Raw genomic sequence first — 19,016 nt, forward strand, 5'->3', positions numbered from 1 at the left:
GGACGTCGTCGCCCGCACGTACGCGCGACGAGTGAGAACTCGACTTCCTCCGCCGGTGCTAACCGGGTCAGGTTCGAGGGTTTGGTGCCGGATGCGGCACGATCTCAGCGCACACTGCGCTCCCCTGTCGTTCGAGCGTGAGATTAGCACCGACCACCGACGGACGACACGCTTCGGCCCGCTTCGCACTCCGGCATCCCCGCTGACGGCTCGTGCGCACCTCACGCCGACGCCGGATCCCTCGTGCACGAGCCGGCCGCCACGACGCCCACCCCCGTCAGACCGGGCTGATGACCATGCCGACTGGCGCAGCGACACATGCACGCGCGAGGATGGACCCAAGACATCAACGGCCCGAGGCTCGACGACGCCTCACGACGGCCGACGACACGTAAGGGGAAACACCATGGGCAACCTCGTGTGGAAGGTGCTGAGCATGGGCGCCGGCATCGTCGCGAGCAAGATCGCGACGACCACCGCAACCAAGACGTGGAAGATGACGACCGGCAAGAGCCCGCGCAGCGCGAAGGACCCGAACGCCAGCATCATCGAAGCCGCGATCTACGCCGCCATCTCCACCGGCGCACTCGCCGCCGCCAAGATGTACGCCGAACGCCGCGCCGCCGACTACTTCACCAAGTCCGCCGGCCACCCGCCGCAGGCCCTCGTCAAGCGCGCCGAAGAAGAGGCCAAGGAAGCCCAGAAGGGCAAGAGCCAGGCGCCCGTCGTCGTCATGGAGTAATTCCCCTTCGTCCGCTTTCCGGCGTGGGAGCCTCGCGGGCTCGGCTCCCACGCTCGGTGCAGCAGACTCGGGGGCGTCCATGTTGCGCATGGAGCTGTTCGCTTGGAGGGTCAGGTTCTGCCTGGCCCTCCTCGCGTGTCTCTGGCCGACGCATCACTGAGCGTCGCGAATTTCGTCCACACCGGCGAATTTCGCCCACATTCGCGATTCACGTCCACCTCGGCGGATCTCGTCCACATTCACGTCCCGGCCGAACATCACGCCGCGCTCCGGTGGCATGCTGACGCCATGAGCACGGCCACCCGAGCGCAACTGCGCCTCGGCACGTCAGGGTGGACGTACGCCTCCTGGAAAGGCACCGTCTACCCCGCAGGCGTCGCCGACCGCGTGCGCCTCGAGTACTACGCGGCGAACCTCTTCGACACCGTCGAACTCAACGCCGGCTACTACCGCTGGCCGGCACTCACGAGCTTCGAGAGCTGGCACCGCCGCCTGCCCGACGGCTTCCGCATGACCGTCAAGGCCCCCAAGGGCCTCACCCACGTCGGCCACCTCACCGCCCTCGACGAATGGCTACCGCACATCACCCCCGCCCTCGACGCGCTCGGCGACCGCCTCGGGCTGTTCCTCGTCCAACTCCCCCCGGCTCTGCAACGCGACGATGCGCTGCTCGACGCCTTCCTCACTGCGATGCCGAGCCGCTTCGACATCGCCGTCTGATTCCGCCACGACAGTTGGCTCGACGACGAGGTCTTCGCGCTGCTCAAACTCCACGACGCGGCCTACGTCGTCATGGACGGGCCCACCCCGAAGACGCACACCGCCGACGTCCGCGTCACCTCCTCGAACGTCTGCATCCGCTTCCACGGCCCGAAGGGCGCCAAGCTCTATGGCGGCAGCTACTCGGACGACGCCCTTCTTGCATGGGCAATCGGCATCGACGGCCGGCTCACCGAGAGACGCACCGTCTGGGCGTACTTCAACAACGACATCGACGGCGCCGCCGTCGCCAACGCGCAGACCCTGGGCCGCCTCGTCCGCGAGCGCACGTGAGCCGTCTGCCGTAACGTCGTCCCCATGACCACGGCACAGGGCACGAACCCGACGAACGACGAGGGCGCCGAGGGCGAGATCGTCCCCGTGGCGTTCAGCGAATACCGCGAGCACGAACCCGAGACCCCGGGCGTGCACGACGAATCCGTCACCGACGATGCGGAGCTGCGCCCCGACTACGCGGCCGTCATCGAGCGCATCGAGACGCTCGGGCCCGACGAGGTGTCGCGCCGCCTCGAAGCGGCCGGCAAGGGCCTGACCGAGCTCGGCGTGACGATCAACTCCGAGGACGGCAACCGCCCGTACCCGATCGACATCGTGCCGCGCATCATCTCGGCCGAGCGCTGGGCCGAGCTCAGCGCCGGCGCCGAGCAGCGCGTCCGTGCGCTCGAACTCTTCCTGCGCGACGTCTATGGCCCCGGCGAGATCATCAAGGCGGGCCGCGTCGACGCCGACATGCTGCGTCGCTCGCCCGGCTGGTCCGAGGACGGCCAGCGGGTGCCCGCTGACTTCGTCCGCGCCGGCATCTGCGGCCTCGACCTCGTCTCGCCCGCGTCCGGCGAGTGGATGGTGCTCGAGGACAACCTGCGCATGCCCGGCGGGCTCGGCATGACGCACATCAACCGTGAGGTGCTCGAGAACCACTTCGCCGAGATCCTGCCGCCCGCGGAGACGCTCGAGCACCCGACCCGGACGTACGGGCTGCTGCACGAGTCGCTCATCGCGAGCGCAAGACTCGTCGACGGTGGCGTTGCCGAGGCCGAGATCGGCCTGTGCATGGTCTCCCCCGGCCCGACGGACACGACCTGGTACGAGCAGAACCTCGTGAGCGGCCAGGTCGGAGCCGCCATCGTGACGGCAGACGCCCTCGTCGTCGACGACGGCAAGCTGTGGCGCCTCGACGGCGGCGAACGTCACCGCGTGCACCTGCTCAACCCGCGCATGGGTGAGACCGAGCTGTTCGAAGCGAAGGGCGCGGACGGTCGTCCGCTCGGCGACGCGCTGCGTGACGTGCTCGCGGCGGGCGCGGTCGCCATCGTCAATGCGCCCGGCAACGGCCTCGCCGACGACAAGGCGACGTACGCGCTCGTGCCCGACATCATCGATTTCTACCTCGGCGAGAAGCCGCTGCTCGCGCAGGTGCCGACGCTGCTGTGTGCCCGCGAGGACCACCGCGAGGAGGTGCTCGATCGCCTCGACGAACTCGTCGTCAAGCCGATCGACGGCTACGGCGGCAGCGGCATCACTGTCGGCCCGGAGTGCTCGGCCGACGAGCTGGAGACGCGCCGTCGGGAGATCCGTGAGACGCCGGAGCGCTTCGTCGCGCAGGACATCGTGCCGTTGTCGACCCTGCCGACGCTCGTCGACGGCTCGTTCGTGCCGAGCCACGTCGACCTGCGCGCGTTCGTGCTGCAGCGCCCGGACGGGCAGGACGCCTCGCGCACCGTCGCCGTCACGACACCGGGAGCGATGACGCGCGTCGCCCCAGCGGGCACGATGATCGTCAACGTCTCGGCCGGCGGCGGCGCGAAGGACACCTGGATCCAACGCTGACGCCCGCATCGCGGCCCGGTGCGACGCTCGAAGCGCCCTGACGCGATCGTCGACGGCCGCGCCACCGTGCGCAGAGTTACGCCAACCTGCGCAGAGTCGCGCCCGGTCGCGCAGCCCCGTCTCCTCTGCGTGCAAGTGCACCCAGGTGCACTTGCACGCAGAGGAGACGGGGCGCGGCGCCGTGGGTGAGACTGAAGACATGACGCGCGACGCCAGCCAGCAGCCGACCGAGTTCATCCGCACGATGGCGGACGGCACGACGAAGCAGGTCAACCCGCTGAGCGGTACGAAGGTGTGGACGGTGCCCGGCCGCGGCGACCGTCCCCTCGGGCTCGTCCCGCCTGATGTCAAAGACCTCGTGGCGCAGGACTTCACGTCGTCCTGCGCGTTCTGCTCCGACCGCTACCTCGAGACGCCACCGGAGAAGGTGCGCTCGGTCCTCGCCGCAGGTTCCGCCGAGGGGTCGCGCTTCGTCCGACTGCGTGGTCTGACGCCGGCCGAGGTGACGTCGCAGGTCGCCGAGTTCCGCCGCATCCCGAACCTGTTCGAGATCATGTCGGTCGACTACTGGCAGGCCAACCACGGCTACACGTTCGACGACGCGATCGAGGCCCGCCGCCGCGCCTACGAGGCTGCTGACGGAGGGCGCGAACACCTGCTGCGCCTCGCGCGGGTGCGTCTCGGCGAGCGCGCCGAGGCCGCCACGGACGCCGAACTCCTCGACGCTGCAGGCGATTTCTTCGCGAGCACCCATGACGTCATCGTCGGCCGCCGCCACTACGTCGACGGCGCGACGCGCAGCGACCAGCTCGCCTCGTCAGGCGCCCTGACGCCGACCGAGCACCGCGAATACCTCGACCTGACGATCGACGCGATGGCCGAGCTGTACGCGACGAACCCGCACGTGCGCTACGTCGCGGCCTTCCAGAACTGGCTCAAGCCGGCGGGCGCGTCGTTCGACCACCTGCACAAGCAGATCGTCGGCATCGACGAGTTCGGCACCTCGACCGACCTCGACATCGATGCGGCGCGTCGCGATCCGCGCGTGTTCGAGGAACTCATCGCCTACGCGCGCAGCCACGATCTCGTCGTCGCGGAGAACGCTCACGCGATCGCCTTCGCCGGGTTCGGCCACCGCTACCCGAGCATCGAGATCTGGTCGACGTCCGGCACGTGCGAGCCATGGCTCATGACCGACGACGAACGTCACGCAATGGCCGACCTCGTCCACGCCGCGCATGCCGCGACCGGAGCCGACGTGCCGTGCAACGAGGAGTGGCACCACCGTCCGCCGTCCATGAGCGAGGTCGAGATCCCCTGGCACGTCGTGCTCAAGTGGCGCATCGCCAACCTCGCCGGGTTCGAGGGCAGCACGAAGATCTACCTCAACACCATCAGCCCCGCGGGCGTCCGCGACCGCGTCGTTCCCGCGCTCCGCCGGTTGCAGGACGAGGGCCGCCTCGCCCCCGGCATCCGCCTCTGATCGCTGCGCGCGTCACCGTCGGGTCGCGAAGAATTCCTTGAGGACCGCCGAACACTCGTCCTCACGGATGCCGCCGACCACCTCGATGCGGTGGGTCGAGCGTGAGTCGCGCACGACGTCCCACAGCCCGCCGCAGGCGCCGGCCTTGCGATCCCACGCCCCGAGGACGATGCGCGGCAGCCGCGCCTGAACGGCTGCCCCCGCGCACATGAGGCACGGTTCGAGCGTGACGACGAGGGTGCAGCCGTCGAGGCGCCAGCCCCCTCGCGACGCTGCAGCGCGCCGCATCGCGACGATCTCCGCATGACCCGTCGGGTCGCCGTCGACCTCACGAAGGTTCGCGCCGACGCCGATCACCTCGCCGTCAGGATCGACGACGAGCGCTCCGACCGGCACGTCTCCCGCTGCGCCCACCTCACGCGCCAGTTCGAGCGCGCGCCCCATCCACGCGTCGTACGTGAGCTCGATCGCTGGTGCCACGGGAAGATCCACGGGTTAAGTTTGTCCCATGCGCGTCATCGTTGCCGACCACCCGCTCATCTCGCACAAGCTCACGACGCTGCGTGACAAGCGAACCGACTCCCCGACGTTCCGTCGCCTCGTCGACGAACTCGTCACGCTCCTCGCGTACGAGGCGACGCGTGACGTCCGCGTCGAGGAGGTCGACGTCGAGACGCCGGTGACGACGGCGCGCGGCATCAAGCTCGCGACGCCGCGTCCGCTGCTCGTGCCGATCCTGCGCGCCGGCCTGGGCATGCTCGACGGCATGATGCGGCTCCTGCCGACGGCCGAGGTCGGCTTCCTCGGTCTCGTGCGCAACGAGGAGACGCTCGAGGCGACGACGTACGCGAACCGTCTGCCCGACGACCTGTCGGGCCGTCAGGTCTACGTCGTCGACCCGATGCTCGCGACGGGCGGCACCCTCGCCGCGACGATCGACTACCTCGTCGAGCGCGGCGCCGACGACATCACGGCCGTCGTGCTCATCGCCGCGCCGGAAGGCCTGGCGAAGCTCGAGGAGTTGACGTCGCACATCGAGGTGCCCATCACCCTCGTCACCGGTGCGATGGACGAGAAGCTCAACGAGAACGGCTACATCGTGCCCGGCCTCGGCGACGCCGGCGACCGTCTCTACGGCATCGCGACGCACGACGCGTGAGCGCCTGAGCCGCATTCTCGATGGGGGCCGAAATCCTGCAGTGCAGGGTTTCGGCCCCCATCACGCTCATTCGGGGCTGAAACACTGCATGGCAACGTTTCAGCCCTCAGCCCCGAGCACCCAGGTCGATGGCGTCGCCCCAGCCAGCGTCACGAGCCTGCTTGTAGGCCGGGCCGGCCTTCTTCGTCACGACGGCGCGTCGCACCTGGCCGGCGAGGCCTGAGGCGTCGAGCGCCTCGCACACCTGCAGCTCGACGAACCCCTTGTTCTTCTTCGGATGCCGGATGATGCGGGCGTCGCGCTCGCTGGGGCGCTGCGTCAGATCGACGCCGTCGCGCAACGGCACACCCTGCGCCACGTGCGCGGGCTCACGCACCATCGCGACGTACGAGAACTTCTCGTCCTCGTGCGACAGCTCGCCACCCTTGATCTGCCGGTGCACCGACGAACGGTTGACGCGCGCCGCGAAGTGGCACCAATCCGGTTCCGTCTTGGCGAGCAACGGGCACGCCCCCTGATGCGGACATGGCGCCGCGACCGACCACGACTGCTCGAGCAGTTGATCGCGGGCTCGCAGGATGCGCGCGTAGCCGTCCGGCGTGCCGGGTTCGACGATGACGACGGCGCGCGTCGCCGCTGACGTCGCCTCGGCGACGATGCGATCGGCCTGCTGCGGCGACAACTCGCTCAACACATAGGAGACCGTCGCGAGATCGGCGCCGCCACCGGATGGCGCACCGACCGTCACGTTCCACGACCCGACGCGGCCCTCCTGCCACACGGTGCGCTCGAGGGCGGGCACCCCACTGGCGCGCGCGAGCCGCTGCCCCAGGTCGAGCGCGGCCGGCACCTGGTCGAGGACGCTGATGTCGCGCAGCGTCTCGAAGACGTCCGCCGCCGCCCAGGCCGCGGCGCCGGTGCCGCCGCCGAGGTCGACCATCGACGTCACCGAATCAGCGTCGAACACACCGGAATCGGCGAGGGCGCGCAGCGCCGAACGCACCGCACCGAACGTCGCGGGCATGCGGTAGTGGGCGTACGCGAGCACGTCGACGGGGCGCGCGAGAATGGGCTCGTCAGCCGCCGCGACGGCCCGATACCGGGTCGACAGGCGCGTGACAGCGTCACTCAACTGCTTGATCGCCGTACCGGAGGCTTCTCGTTCGAGCGCATCGCGCAGACTCATCGCCAGATCCACGCCGTCAGCGTACGCACCACCAGCGACAGCGGCGCGCGCGTTCCACGGCGGGCCCGACGGCGCGCACCCGCCGGCGAGCGCCGCGAAAACGGTTCGGCGCGCCTGCGCCGCAGCATGGGTGAACCCTGCAAGGATGCGAGAGTTGCCCGTGCCTTCCCCCGCGCGCTCCACCCACCAGAAAGAGACGACGCCATGGACAAGATCAACTTCAAGTCGATCCTGAAGTTCTTGTTGTTCGCGTTCATCATCTACGCCGTCTTCTCGAGCCCCGCGAAGTCGGCCGACGTCGTGCGCGCCGTCGGCGACGTGCTGCGCAACGCCGTCACCAACCTGCGCGAATTCTTCGACGCGCTGCTCGGCAAGAACTGAACCCATGGGCCCACTGCGCCCACATCAGGCGAGCGACCGCGTCGCCGGTTATCTCGCGCGCGGTGAGGACGTCGTCCTCGAGATGAAGCAGCACTGGGCGCGCGTGCTGCCCGCCATCACCTCGTGCGTCGTCGGGTTCGTCCTCGTCATCGTCGCGGGCATCTGCGCGCCCGCCTGGATGGGCCCGCTGACGAACGCCGCGTGGTGGATCTGGCTCGTCCTCGCCGCGCACCTCGCCTGGCGCGTCGTCGAATGGTGGGACCAGACGTTCGTCATCACGAACAAGCGCCTCATCCTATTGCACGGGTTGTTCGTCAAGAAGGTGGCGATGATGCCGCTGTCGAAGGTGACGGACATGTCGTACAACCGCTCGCCCGCCGCGCGGCTGCTCGGCTACGGCACGTTCAAGATCGAGTCGGCGGGTCAGGAGCAGGCGCTCAACGTCATCGACTACGTGCGCAACCCCGACGAGAAATACCGCGACATCTGCGGGCTCATCTTCGGTTTCGAGGACGAGGACGACCCGCGCCCCAGCGGGCACGCGGACGCGCGGCACGCCGACGACGAGGGCTACGACGACGAATGGCGTGACCCGTGGGTCGAGGACGACTGGCGCGACGAGTCGCAGCATGACGAGTCGTGGGATGGCGTCGGCTGGTCCGACGACGAACAACGCCGCGAGACGCCGCGCCGCGAATCGCAGCGTCATGAGTCGCAGCGTCACGGCCCGTCAGGCGGCGACGACACCCGCCCCCTCGCGGTCCGTCAGCCCCGAGCTCGCTACGGCCGCGGGCAACGTCGAGCCGCCGAGGACGACACCGATCCTCACGGATTTGTCACGGTTGACCACCCAAACCCCCACAGTGACACCGATCACACGTACCGTCAGCGGCATGACAGGGACGAGACGTCGCCCGAGCAGGGTGACGAATCGGCCTGGTGGGTGAGCCGTGAACACGCGACCTCACCTCAACCCGTCCGCCGACGAGGTCGCGACCACGATGTGGACGATGGCTCCACATGGCGAGACGGAACGTAATCTCACACGGTTCCAACCATCCGGTGAAAGGGCGCTCACATGAGCCTTTTGCGCACCAAGTCGATCGAAGCGTCGATCGCAGACTCGGAAGCCTCCGAGTTCCAGCTGAAGAAGAACCTGTCAGCGCTCGACCTGACGGTCTTCGGCATCGGCGTCATCATCGGCGCCGGCATCTTCACGGTGACGGGGCGAGCCGCGCACACGATGGCGGGCCCCGCCATCGTCATCTCGTTCCTCATCGGCGCCTTCTGCTGCGGTCTCGCGGCCCTGTGCTACGCCGAGCTGTCGTCGGCGGTGCCCGTCTCGGGCTCGGCCTACACGTTCTCCTACGCGACGATGGGCGAACTTATCGCCTGGATCGTGGGCTGGGATCTGCTTCTCGAGCTCATCCTCGCCGCGGGCGTCGTCGCCCAGGGTTGGAGCGCGTACTTCAACATCCTGTTCGGTGAGTGGGGGTTGAAGCTGCCCGACAATCTGCAGGGCGGCACCGGCTGGTTCACCCACTTCGACATCGCCGCCTTCGGCCTCGTCGCCGTGCTCACCTGCGTCATCGCGACGGGCATCAAGGAGTCGATGCGCGTCAACCTGACGCTCGTCGCCGTCAAGCTGTTCATCGTGCTGTTCATCATCGTGATGGGCATCCAGTACATCAACACGTCGAACTACACCCCGTTCGTGCCGCCGGCTCAGCACCTCGAGAGCACGTCCGACACGCTCAAGCGCCCCCTGTGGGAGCTCATGACGGGCATGGAACCGCAGGCGTTCGGCGTCATGGGCGTCATCTCCGGCGCAGCCCTCGTGTTCTTCGCCTACATCGGCTTCGACGTCGTCGCGACCACCGCCGAGGAGACGCGCAACCCGAAGCGCGACCTGCCGATCGGCATCATCGGCTCGCTCGCGATCTGCACGATCCTCTACGTCTCCGTCTGCCTCGTCATCACCGGCATGGTGAGCTACGACAAGATCGACCCCAAGGGCGCACTCGCCGCGGCCTTCCGCGATCACGGACATCCCGGGTACGCGCAGATCATCGCAGCCGGCGCCGTCGCGGGTCTCGCCACGGTCGTCATGACGCTGATGATCGGCGCCACCCGCGTCATGTACGCGATGTCGCGCGACGGCCTGCTGCCGATGGGCATGGCACGCACGAACCCCAAGACGGGCACGCCGGTCCCGATGACGCTCGTCATGGGCTTCATCATCGCGGTCGCAGCGGCGACCATCCCGATCGGTGAGTTCGAGGAGATGGTCAACATCGGCACCCTGTCGGCGTTCTTCCTCGTCAGCCTGGCCGTGCCCGTGCTGCGCAAGAAGCGCCCCGACCTCGAGCGCCCGTTCAAGGTGCCGGGCAGCCCCGTCCTCCCGTGGGTCGCCGCCGCTGTGTGCCTCTACCTCATGCTCAACCTGCCCGTGGAGACCTGGCTGCGTTTCGTGGTGTGGCTCCTCATCGGCTTCGCGATCTACTTCTTCTACGGCCGCGGCCACTCGCGCGTCGGTCGCAACCCGCAGCTGCAGGGCGGCGTCGGTGACGGCGTCTACGCCACCGACCTCGACACGTCGGTCGGTGACGGCGCCGAGGCGCTGCGCAAGAACTAGCGACGCTACTGAGCACACTCGCCTCGTTTCATCTCGAAGCCCCTCACCCGCATCGTCGGGTCGAGGGGCTTCGACGTGCTCCGTCGCCTCTTGTCGCAGCTCACCCGCGCCCGCGATCGAGCGGAATCGGTGGGATCGAGCGTCGGGGCACTCGATCCCGCCGATTTCGCTCGATCACGTCGGCGAGCACCCATGCACCCGGTCGCCCCACCCGAGGGCCCTAGAATGATCGACGCCCACCCGCCGACCCGCGTTCTTCGAGGTTCCTCATGGCTGTTCGCCCCATCACCATCGTCGGCCACAAGGCCCTGCACGCACCCACGAAGCGGGTCAAGGAGATCACCGACGACACGCGCGCCCTCGTCGAGGACATGTTCGAGACGATGGAGGCGGCGAACGGCGTCGGCCTCGCAGCCAACCAGGTCGGCGTCAAGCAGCGCATCTTCGTCTTCGACTGTCCCGACGACGAACTCGGCGATAACCGCCGCGGCGTCGTCATCAACCCGAAGCTCGAGAAGGGTCGCGTGCCTGCCGGCGAGGCCGACGAGGAGAACGACAACGAGGGTTGCCTGTCGGTGCCCGGCGAGCACTTCCCGACGGCGCGGGCCGACTGGGCGAAGGTGACGGGCACCGACCTCGACGGGAACGAGATCGTCATCGAGGGGCACGGCTTCTTCGCCCGCATGCTGCAGCACGAGACCGACCACCTCGACGGCTACCTCTACCTCGACCGCCTCACGCCGACGATGCGCCTCGAGTCGCGCGAGGCGGTCAAGGACCGCGGCTGGCAGTACGACGGCATCACCAAGTGGGACCCGACCGAACTCAAGGCCGAGGACGTCTGAGCCGACAGCGGCATCCGAGCATCGTCGCGGAGCGTTGCCGCCCGATATAGCCTGACGTCATGAAGGCTGAAGCTGTCGCGAAACCGCACGCCTACCACGGTGAGGGCGTCATCTGGGCCGACGATTGGGGCGGCGGCCACCCGGCGCTGCGCTACGTCGACATGCTGGCCGGGGACGTCCTCGAGCTCCAGCCGGGCGGTGATGTCACCCGATTCCACGTCGGGGACGTCGCGGCAGCGCTGCGTCCGCGCGCAGGTGGAGGCGCGATCGTCGCGACGGAGCGTGGTTTCGCACTGACGCGTTCGGTCGACTTCGCCGATCTGGAGCACACCGCCGATCTGTGGCCGTCGACGCACGAGCCGCGCACCCGGTTCAACGACGGTGGATGCGCCCCCGACGGGTCGTTCTACATGGGGTCGATGGCCTACGACCAGAGCGAGGGCGCGGCATCGATGTGGCGGCTGGCGCCGGACCGGTCGACGAGCCATGTCTTCGGTGACGTCACCATCTCGAACGGCCTGTGCTGGTCGCCCGACGGCACGCTCGCCTACTACAACGACACGCCGACCCGCATCATCTGGGTGTTCGACTGGAGCGCCGAGACCGGCCTGACGAACCGTCGGCCCTTCGTCCGGCTCGAGGACGGCATCGGCCACCCCGACGGGCTGACGGTCGACGCCGAAGGCGGAGTGTGGACGGCGCTGTTCGGCGGCTCCGCCGTGCGTCGCTACGACGCTGACGGCTCGCTCAGCGAGATCGTCGAGGTGGGGCCGAGCCTGGTGACGTGCCCGGCCTTCGGCGGCGACGACCTCGACCAGCTGTTCATCACGACCTCGCGAGAGAACCTGCCGGACGACGCGGAGCCCGACGCCGGCGCCCTCTTCGTCTGTACGCCGGGTATCCGCGGTCAACGCACCCTCCCCTTCACCAGCTGACCGCACCAGTCCGTCCCCATGTACGATTCTTGACCCTTCCGCGAACCGCGTCCACATCGGCGATTTACGTCCCCATTCAACGGACGTTGCCACCAGGGCGACCCGTGTCACGACGACTCGCGCCGACGCGTGCGAATGTGACGCTGATTCGCAGATGTGGACGCCGTTCGCGCGTGTGAACGTGGATCGCGGATGGGGACGCGATTCGCCGATGTGGATGAAAATCGCAGGTCATGACAGGCGGGGCTGGCGGAGGAGCACAGGCCGGTTCACAAGGGGCGGCCGAGCCGATTAGCGTTCCCCCGAGGATGCGTGTAGAGTTCTATCTCGTTGCAGCGGCCGCTGAGGCCGGGCAGCAAGCACCCGTAGCTCAACGGATAGAGCATCTGACTACGGATCAGAAGGTTTGGGGTTCGAATCCCTACGGGTGCACTCTGTGTTGAGACAGAGGAAAGAACCCCCGGCTCGCCGGGGGTTTTTGCTATGTCCGGGCCTTGCTCTCCGCGCGGCCCGACAACCTTCGCCGAAGTGGGGTCCGATGCCGCTCACCACCCTGCTGGTCCTCGGTCTCGTCGTCGGCGTCGGCGCCTTCGTGCAACGCATCGCCGGGTTCGGCCTCGCCGTCGTCGCAGCGCCGTTCGTCGTCATGGTCGCTCCGCAAGTCATGCCGGCGGCACTGCTATTCGTTGTCCTGCCACTGCCCGTGCTGGAGATGGCTCGGGCCCACCGTGACATCCGGTGGCGGCCGTTCGGGTGGGCGATGGCAGGCCGCCTCGCGACGATGCCACTCGGCGTCTGGCTCGCGGCCAACGCGTCGCACACCGTCACGTCACTCCTCGTGGCCGGCATGGTGCTCGTCGCCGTCGCCGGATCGCTCACGCGCTGGCGCGTACGCCCGTCGTCGGGCATCGCCCTCGGCGCCGGAGCCTTGACGGGCATCTCGGCGACGACGGCGTCGATCGGCGGCCCGTTCTTCGGCCTCGCCCTGCAGGAACTCACACCGCAGCAGGCACGCTCGACACTCGCGCCGTTCTTCCTCTTCGGCTCACTGAGTTCACTGCTCGGCCTCGCGATCGGCGGCCAGATCAGCGCTGACGGTCTGCGTGCCGGGCTCGCGTGGCTGCCGTTCATGGCCGTGGGCGCTCTCGCGGCGCAGCCGTTGCGGCACTCGATCGACGCGGTGCGCTTCCGCCACAGCATCCTCGCGCTCGCGACGGTCAGCGCCCTCGCCGTCATCGTCCGCGTCGCGCTCACCTGAACGCGTCCCTCTCGACGGCGAGCGCCACGCCGTCCGCGTCCCGCGCGTCGTCATCGAGCCCGCGACGCTGGGCGCGACGTCCCCGTCACGAACGCTTTGTCGCATAGGTGCACCTTGCTGGCGCAACGCCCTTCGTCAGCGTGAGATTGAGGGCAAACAGCCCCCGATTCCGGGGCCGTCTCACGGAGGTAGCCATGGACATCACCGAGATCATCCTGCAGCAGCACACCGCTCAGCGACGCGCGTTCGCCGTGCTCGAGGAGTGGCCGCGCGACGACACCGACGGTCTGGCCGCGCTGTGGAGCCAGCTGCGCATCTTCCTCGAGCTGCACGCTGAGGCAGAGGAGCTGTACTTCTACCCCGAACTCGTCAAGATCGGCACCGGCGGCGCAGACGCCGAGAGCAACGACGAGCAGGTCGAGGACGCGATCCACGACCACAACCTGCTGCGCGACGCCATCAAGCGCGCGGACGCCGCCACGACCGGGTCGAAAGACTGGTGGGAGGCCGTCGTCCAGGCCAACATCGCGAACTCCGACCACATGGCCGAGGAAGAGCGTCAGGACCTGGCCGACTTCCGTCAGCAGGCGAGCCTCGAACTGCGTCACCAGGTCGGCATCAACTTCCTGCGCCACCTCGCGGCGTCGTGGTCGAAGCCGCTGACGATCGAGGACAAGAACCCCGAGCGCTTCATCGCCGACGCCGAGAAGGCCGGCCCGAGCGGCGCCGTCCGCGCCGCAGCTGCTCAGGCGAAGGAGCAGACGTCGACGCGCGTCAGCGCCCACCCCGAGCCGTCGCTCAAGGCCGACGACCCGGAAGGCGACGACTGAGCTCCCCTGATCGAACGCAACGCGCCATCGCTGGGTCCTTCCCAGCGGTGGCGCGTTGCTACGTCTGTGCGGCTGGACGCACGTCGAAGATCGGCCCCGAGCGGCGGTCGGTCGGCGCCGGGCGCGGGTGGTGCGCCCCCGGCGCGCTCGGGTGGGCCTCAGTCGGTCGCGATTCCGACGCTCCGTCCGACGGTGCTGCGCTCGGCCCCGTCCAGCACGATTCAGCGCACGACGACGCGCGCGTTGCCGTCACGCCGCGTCCAGCCTCGCGCGTCGAGATGCTCGAGCAGGGGGATGACGACGCGGCGCGTCGTGCCGAGCGCCTGGCGCGCCTCGCTCGTCGTGAACGGTTGCGGCAGTCTTGCGAGCTCGCGCATCGCTCGCGCGGGCGCGTCGGGCAGCAGGACGATGTCGGCGGGCTCGGCCTTGAGTCGCAGGATCGCTCCGCGCTGTGCAGCCGCGGCGAGCTGCCGGTTGCCGAGGCCGAGCGCCACGAAGTCATCGGCTTCGGGGGCATCGAACGGGTTGGCGCGCAGCCGTTCTCGAAGTTGCTCCAGGGCCGCTTCATCGGCACCGAACGATGAGCCGTGGCGTGAGCCGACAACCCGCCCGTCGCGGATCACGAGACCCGCATCAGGGTTCGTCACGCCGCATGACTCGACGAGGGCGGGCAGCAGACGTCGGGGCACGCCGAGGCGCGTCTCGATGGCGCCTGACGGCAGCCCGGGGCTCAAGGGGTCGGCGGCGTCAGCGGTGACCGCCTCGATGATCGCGGCGCGCCAAGCCGTCGCCTGTTTCTCGTGCACGACGAGTCCCTCGACACGACCCAGGCCCTCCCCCGGCAGGGGCAGCCCCTCGCGCAGCACCTCGGGGCGGCGGGCCCCGACGGCGGTGACCCACTCGTCGCGCACCCAGCCGCGGTCGGCGACGAGTGGTTCGAGCTGCGCGACCGCGTGGCCGGCTAGGACACGTGCGCGCTCCCGACCGGCGCCGCGCCTCGTCAATGCCGCCGGGTCGAGGTCGAGCACCGTTGCCCCGCAATGGATCCGCCCCGCTGACGCATCGCGCACGATGATGCGATCCCCCAGCCGCAACGGCAGCGGATCGCTCAGCGTCAACCGCGCGTGACGCTCGTCGAACGGTCGCACCCGCGCCTCGACGGACGCTGTGCCGATGTGGACGCTGACCTCCGCCGACGCATCCTGCCACTCATGCCCGCCCTCGCTGCGCACGTCGAGGACGTTCACCCACGACGCCGACCCCGGCGTCAGCAGGGGCGTGCCGCGCGGCACGTCGTCGGTGTGCAGACCTCGCAGAGCGACCGCGACGCGCGAGACCGGCGCGACCTCGTCATGACGCTGCCCGAGCACCTGCAACGAACGCACGACCGCTCGTTCGTCACCCACCTCCAACTCGTCCCCGAGACGCAGCGTGCCCGCCGCGAGCGTGCCGGTGACCACGGTGCCGGTGCCCTTGACGGAGAACGAACGATCGACCCACAACCGCACAGGGGAAACCGTGTCCACGGGTGGCATCTGCGCGACGAGATCGTCGAGGGCGCACCGCAGTTCGTCGATGCCACGGCCGCTGACGGCGTCGGTCTCGACGACGTCGACAACTTCGAGTGACGTCGCGGCGATGTGGCCGAGCGCTGTCTCACGCACCTCGGCGACGCGCTCGGGCGTCGCCAGGCCACAGCGCGTGATGACGAGCAGGCCGTGCCTGAGACCGAGTGCGTCGATCGCGTCGAGGTGCTCGCGCGATTGCGCCTGCCACCCCTGATCCGCGGCGACGACGAGCATGACGGCCGGCGCCGGCCCGAGGCCCGCGAGCATGTTGCCGATGAAGCGACGGTGGCCGGGCACGTCGACGAATGCGAGCTTCTCGCCCGACGGCAGGTCGAGCCCCGCGAACCCGAGATCGATCGTCAGGCCACGCTTCTTCTCCTCCTCGAGCCGATCCGGGTCGGTGCCCGTGAGAGCCCGCACGAGGGTGCTCTTGCCGTGGTCGACGTGACCGGCCGTCGCGACGACGCGCATCAGCACTCACTCCCCGCGAGCCGCACCGCGCCGCCGCTGCGCTCGGCGACGTAGCCCCTGGCGGGGAGGAGCGGTGTCGTCGCCGACGGGGCCGTGGCATCACGCCGCGCGTTCATCGTCATGCGCGTCCTCCGTCGTCAGCTGGGGTGCCGGGTTCGTTGCCTACAGCGACGGCCCGGATCGCGGCGGCGACGTCGGCGTCCGAGGACGCAGGGACGCACCGCAGGTCGACGAGGCAGCGTCCAAGCGCGGTGCGGGCCAGGACGCACGGGCGTCCGAGGCGTAGCGCCTCCGCGAAGGGCTCCGGCAGGGCGACGGCGAGGCTCGGCAGCTCGAAACCAGGCGCGCCTCCCCCACCGACGCGTCCGATGACGTCGACGACCTCGGCGCCCGGAACGACGTCAGCGATGGCCGCCGCAAGGTGTGTCGTGCGCTGACGGAGCGAGTCGCGCGTCTCGTGCAGGGCGCGGGTAACGGGGGGTTCGGGGCCGCGCAGGGTGGCTTCGAGAGCGGCGAGCGTCAGCTTGTCGACGCGCATCGCGCGGGCCATCGGGTGGCGGCGGACGCGTTCCACGGCGTCGGCGTCGCCGAGAACGAGCCCCGCTTGCGGCCCGCCGAGTAGCTTGTCGCCGCTCGCGGTGACGACCGTCGCGCCATCGCGCAGCCAGCTCGTCGCGTCGGGCTCGTCGGGCAGCACCCGTTCGGGGGCGAGCAGGCCGCTGCCGACGTCCGCGATGACGGGGACGCCGAGCGCCGCGAGATCGCGCACGCCTGGCACCCCGGCGAACCCTTCGACGCGATAGTTGCTCGTGTGGATCTTGAGCACGGCGCCCACCCGGCGGCCGTGACGTTCGGCGTCGACGATGGCGTTCTCGTAGTCGCGCAGATGCGTGCGATTCGTCATGCCTACCTCGACGAGCCGGGCCCCGGCCGACTGCAGCAACTCGGGCAGACGGAAGCCGTCGCCTATCTCGATGAGTTCGCCGCGGCTGACGAGGACGTCCGTGTCCCCGGCGATCGCGAGGCAGGCGAGCAGCAGTGCCGCCGCGCCGTTGTTGACGACCAGTGCGCCGCCCGCGTCCGGCACCCGCTCCTGGAGCGCGTCGAGCGTTGCGCGGCCGCGCTTGGCGCGCGTGGCAGTGACGGGGTCGAACTCGACGTCGACGTACCCCGCAGCGCGACCGAGCGCCTCGACCGCGGCGTCGCTGAGAGGCGCGCGCCCGATGTTGGTGTGCACGACGACGCCCGTTGCGTTGAGGATCGCTCGCAGGGTGATGGCCGACTCGGGCAGGCGCAATGCGATGGCCGCGTCGATGCCGTCGGGGCTGATGGTGCCCGCGCGGACGTCGGCCTGGGCAGAGACGATGGCGCGCTTCACAGCGTCGCGTCCGAGCGCGCCTACCTCGTCGGCGAAGCGTGCGAGGAGCTCGTCGGTGCGCGGGATGCGTCGACGTGGGTCGTCGCTCGTGGCCATCGTTCCTCCAGGTCGAGTGCTGATGCGCCCCAACCTATCGGGCAGGTCTGACAATCCTGCGCAGCAACGGTTTTCACGCCCTTCGCCGCTCCGGCGCACTCATGGCTCGAGTGACCCTCCGTGGCGCGTCGCTCCGAGCCGCGGCGGCGAGCCCACGCGGCCGGAAGAGGGGCCAACGACGACACATGCGAGAAGCCCCCCAGCTCGCGGGGCCCTGAGACTTGCGGAGGCGGACAGGAATCGAACCTGCCAAACCGAGATGCTCGGTTTCACCGGTTTTGAAGACCGGGGGGCCCACCAGGAACCCGGACGCCTCCCTTGGTGCGTGTCAATCATAGGGGCGCTGGAGTCGTGGGTGCGCCGGGGCGATGGGCGGGCGGGGTCCGCGCGGCGTACCCGTCGGGGTCGTTGTCAGGGGTACGGCGTAGGGTCGGATGCATGGAGTCGATACGTCTGACGCAGTACGCCCATGGTGGCGGGTGCGCGTGCAAGATCCCGCCCGGCGAGCTCGAGGAGGCGGTGAAGCACCTCGTGGGGCAGCCAAATCCGAGTGTCATCGTCGGCCTCGACGACGGTGACGACGCAGCCGCCGTGCGCGTCGGCGAGCAGGCGGTGCTCTCGACGGCTGACTTCTTCACCCCTGTCGTCGACGACGCGTACGACTTCGGTCGCATCGCGGCCGCGAACGCGCTCAGCGACATCTACGCGATGGGCGGCACCCCCGTCGTCGCCATCAACCTCGTCGGCTGGCCGCGCGACGTGCTCGGCCTCGACATCATGGCCGAGGTGCTCCGAGGCGGCGCCGACGTCGGTGCGCAGGCGAACTGCCCCGTCATCGGCGGCCATTCGATCGACGATCCGGAGCCCAAGTTCGGCATGGCCGTCACCGGCATCGCTGACCCGGGCAAGCTCATGCGCAACGACGCCGCCGAGGCGGGCCTGCCCATCTCCCTGACGAAGCCGCTCGGCGTCGGTGTGCTCAACAACAAGCACAAGTCGACGGGCGAGGTTTTCCCGCAGGCCATCGAGGTGATGACGACGCTCAACCGCGACGCGTCGATCGCCGCCGTCGCGGCGGGTGTCAAGGCGGCGACAGACGTCACCGGTTTCGGTCTGCTCGGCCACCTGTGGAAGATGTGCCGCGCCTCGGGCGTTCGCGCCGAGATCGACTCCGCTGCCGTGCCGTACATCGAAGGCGCCCGCGACGCCGCAGCCGAGGGTTACGTCTCCGGCGGCACGCGTCGCAACCTCGACTGGGTGCGTGAGCACATCACCGCAGCCGACGGGATCGGCGAAGACGAACTGCTGCTGCTCGCGGACGCTCAGACGTCCGGCGGCCTCCTCGTCATCGGCGAGGTGCCCGGCGCGCCCGTGATCGGCCGCACCCTCCCCCTCGACGGCGGCGCCCCCGGCATCAGCGTGCGCTGACTCGAACAGCACAG

16 protein-coding genes, 2 tRNA genes, 1 pseudogene and 1 riboswitch are annotated in these 19,016 nt (G+C 69.4%); of the genes and pseudogenes, 14 read left to right on the top strand and 5 right to left on the bottom strand.

What is annotated here, in order from left to right:
* Positions 1-27 precede the first annotated feature (27 nt).
* Positions 28-136: riboswitch (TPP riboswitch) on the bottom strand.
* A 270-nt stretch (positions 137-406) separates the two neighbouring features.
* The 4 genes and pseudogenes from DYE07_RS06495 (at position 407) to DYE07_RS06510 (ending at position 4,832) form a co-directional block, all read left to right on the top strand.
* Positions 407-742 (top strand): DUF4235 domain-containing protein, encoded by a 336-nt coding sequence (locus DYE07_RS06495; protein WP_115296587.1) that lies wholly within the window; start codon positions 407-409, stop codon positions 740-742.
* A 288-nt stretch (positions 743-1,030) separates the two neighbouring features.
* A pseudogene (locus DYE07_RS06500) lies at positions 1,031-1,795 on the top strand (DUF72 domain-containing protein).
* A gap of 24 nt (positions 1,796-1,819) precedes the next feature.
* Positions 1,820-3,349, top strand: a complete 1,530-nt coding sequence (locus DYE07_RS06505; RefSeq protein WP_006945728.1) for a circularly permuted type 2 ATP-grasp protein — start codon at positions 1,820-1,822, stop codon at positions 3,347-3,349.
* A gap of 199 nt (positions 3,350-3,548) precedes the next feature.
* Positions 3,549-4,832, top strand: a complete 1,284-nt coding sequence (locus DYE07_RS06510; RefSeq protein WP_040014711.1) for a DUF4921 family protein — start codon at positions 3,549-3,551, stop codon at positions 4,830-4,832.
* 12 nt (positions 4,833-4,844) lie between these two features.
* Here the strand turns inward: DYE07_RS06510 and DYE07_RS06515 are convergent, their stop codons facing one another.
* Entirely contained in the window at positions 4,845-5,276 is a 432-nt protein-coding gene (locus tag DYE07_RS06515; protein WP_040014727.1) for a nucleoside deaminase, read from the bottom strand.
* Positions 5,277-5,340: 64 nt separating this feature from the next.
* On the opposite strand from DYE07_RS06515, the gene upp reads away from it, so the two are divergent.
* Positions 5,341-5,991 (top strand): uracil phosphoribosyltransferase, encoded by a 651-nt coding sequence (gene upp, locus DYE07_RS06520; protein WP_006945708.1) that lies wholly within the window; start codon positions 5,341-5,343, stop codon positions 5,989-5,991.
* A gap of 106 nt (positions 5,992-6,097) precedes the next feature.
* Here the strand turns inward: upp and DYE07_RS06525 are convergent, their stop codons facing one another.
* Positions 6,098-7,189, bottom strand: a complete 1,092-nt coding sequence (locus DYE07_RS06525) for a small ribosomal subunit Rsm22 family protein (protein WP_062255809.1) — start codon at positions 7,187-7,189, stop codon at positions 6,098-6,100.
* Positions 7,190-7,381: 192 nt separating this feature from the next.
* Between DYE07_RS06525 and DYE07_RS14690 the strand changes: the two genes are divergently transcribed.
* The 8 genes from DYE07_RS14690 to DYE07_RS06560 all read left to right on the top strand — a co-directional run bounded on the left by DYE07_RS14690 (position 7,382) and on the right by DYE07_RS06560 (position 14,061).
* Positions 7,382-7,558, top strand: a complete 177-nt coding sequence (locus DYE07_RS14690; protein ID WP_006945715.1) for a hypothetical protein — start codon at positions 7,382-7,384, stop codon at positions 7,556-7,558.
* Positions 7,559-7,562: 4 nt separating this feature from the next.
* Positions 7,563-8,597, top strand: a complete 1,035-nt coding sequence (locus tag DYE07_RS06530; protein ID WP_115296588.1) for a PH domain-containing protein — start codon at positions 7,563-7,565, stop codon at positions 8,595-8,597.
* Between the two features lie 39 nt (positions 8,598-8,636).
* Positions 8,637-10,193 (top strand): APC family permease, encoded by a 1,557-nt coding sequence (locus DYE07_RS06535; RefSeq protein ID WP_115296589.1) that lies wholly within the window; start codon positions 8,637-8,639, stop codon positions 10,191-10,193.
* Between the two features lie 269 nt (positions 10,194-10,462).
* Positions 10,463-11,038, top strand: a complete 576-nt coding sequence (gene def, locus DYE07_RS06540; RefSeq protein WP_006945693.1) for a peptide deformylase — start codon at positions 10,463-10,465, stop codon at positions 11,036-11,038.
* Positions 11,039-11,097: 59 nt separating this feature from the next.
* On the top strand, positions 11,098-11,973 hold the full coding sequence (locus DYE07_RS06545; RefSeq protein ID WP_115296590.1) for an SMP-30/gluconolactonase/LRE family protein: 876 nt from the start codon (positions 11,098-11,100) through the stop codon (positions 11,971-11,973).
* 359 nt (positions 11,974-12,332) lie between these two features.
* A tRNA-Arg gene (locus DYE07_RS06550) sits at positions 12,333-12,405 on the top strand.
* Between the two features lie 106 nt (positions 12,406-12,511).
* Positions 12,512-13,231 (top strand): sulfite exporter TauE/SafE family protein, encoded by a 720-nt coding sequence (locus DYE07_RS06555; protein ID WP_115296591.1) that lies wholly within the window; start codon positions 12,512-12,514, stop codon positions 13,229-13,231.
* A gap of 194 nt (positions 13,232-13,425) precedes the next feature.
* Complete coding sequence (locus tag DYE07_RS06560) at positions 13,426-14,061, top strand: hemerythrin domain-containing protein (RefSeq protein WP_006945733.1); 636 nt, start codon at positions 13,426-13,428, stop codon at positions 14,059-14,061.
* 221 nt (positions 14,062-14,282) lie between these two features.
* On the opposite strand, the gene selB is transcribed toward DYE07_RS06560, so the two are convergent.
* The 3 genes from selB to DYE07_RS06575 form a co-directional block, all read right to left on the bottom strand.
* Positions 14,283-16,100, bottom strand: a complete 1,818-nt coding sequence (selB, locus tag DYE07_RS06565) for a selenocysteine-specific translation elongation factor (protein WP_115297100.1) — start codon at positions 16,098-16,100, stop codon at positions 14,283-14,285.
* Positions 16,101-16,218: 118 nt separating this feature from the next.
* Positions 16,219-17,574: an L-seryl-tRNA(Sec) selenium transferase gene (gene selA / locus DYE07_RS06570; protein ID WP_115296592.1), complete on the bottom strand. Its 1,356-nt coding sequence runs from the start codon at positions 17,572-17,574 to the stop codon at positions 16,219-16,221.
* A 224-nt stretch (positions 17,575-17,798) separates the two neighbouring features.
* Positions 17,799-17,891 (bottom strand) — tRNA-Sec (locus DYE07_RS06575).
* Between the two features lie 121 nt (positions 17,892-18,012).
* On the opposite strand from DYE07_RS06575, the gene selD reads away from it, so the two are divergent.
* A complete protein-coding gene (gene selD / locus DYE07_RS06580; protein WP_006945665.1) occupies positions 18,013-19,002 on the top strand; it encodes a selenide, water dikinase SelD in 990 nt (329 codons plus the stop codon).
* Positions 19,003-19,016: the final 14 nt, after the last annotated feature.

The sequence above is a fragment of the Dermacoccus nishinomiyaensis genome, from assembly GCF_900447535.1.
GTDB lineage: Bacteria > Actinomycetota > Actinomycetes > Actinomycetales > Dermatophilaceae > Dermacoccus > Dermacoccus nishinomiyaensis.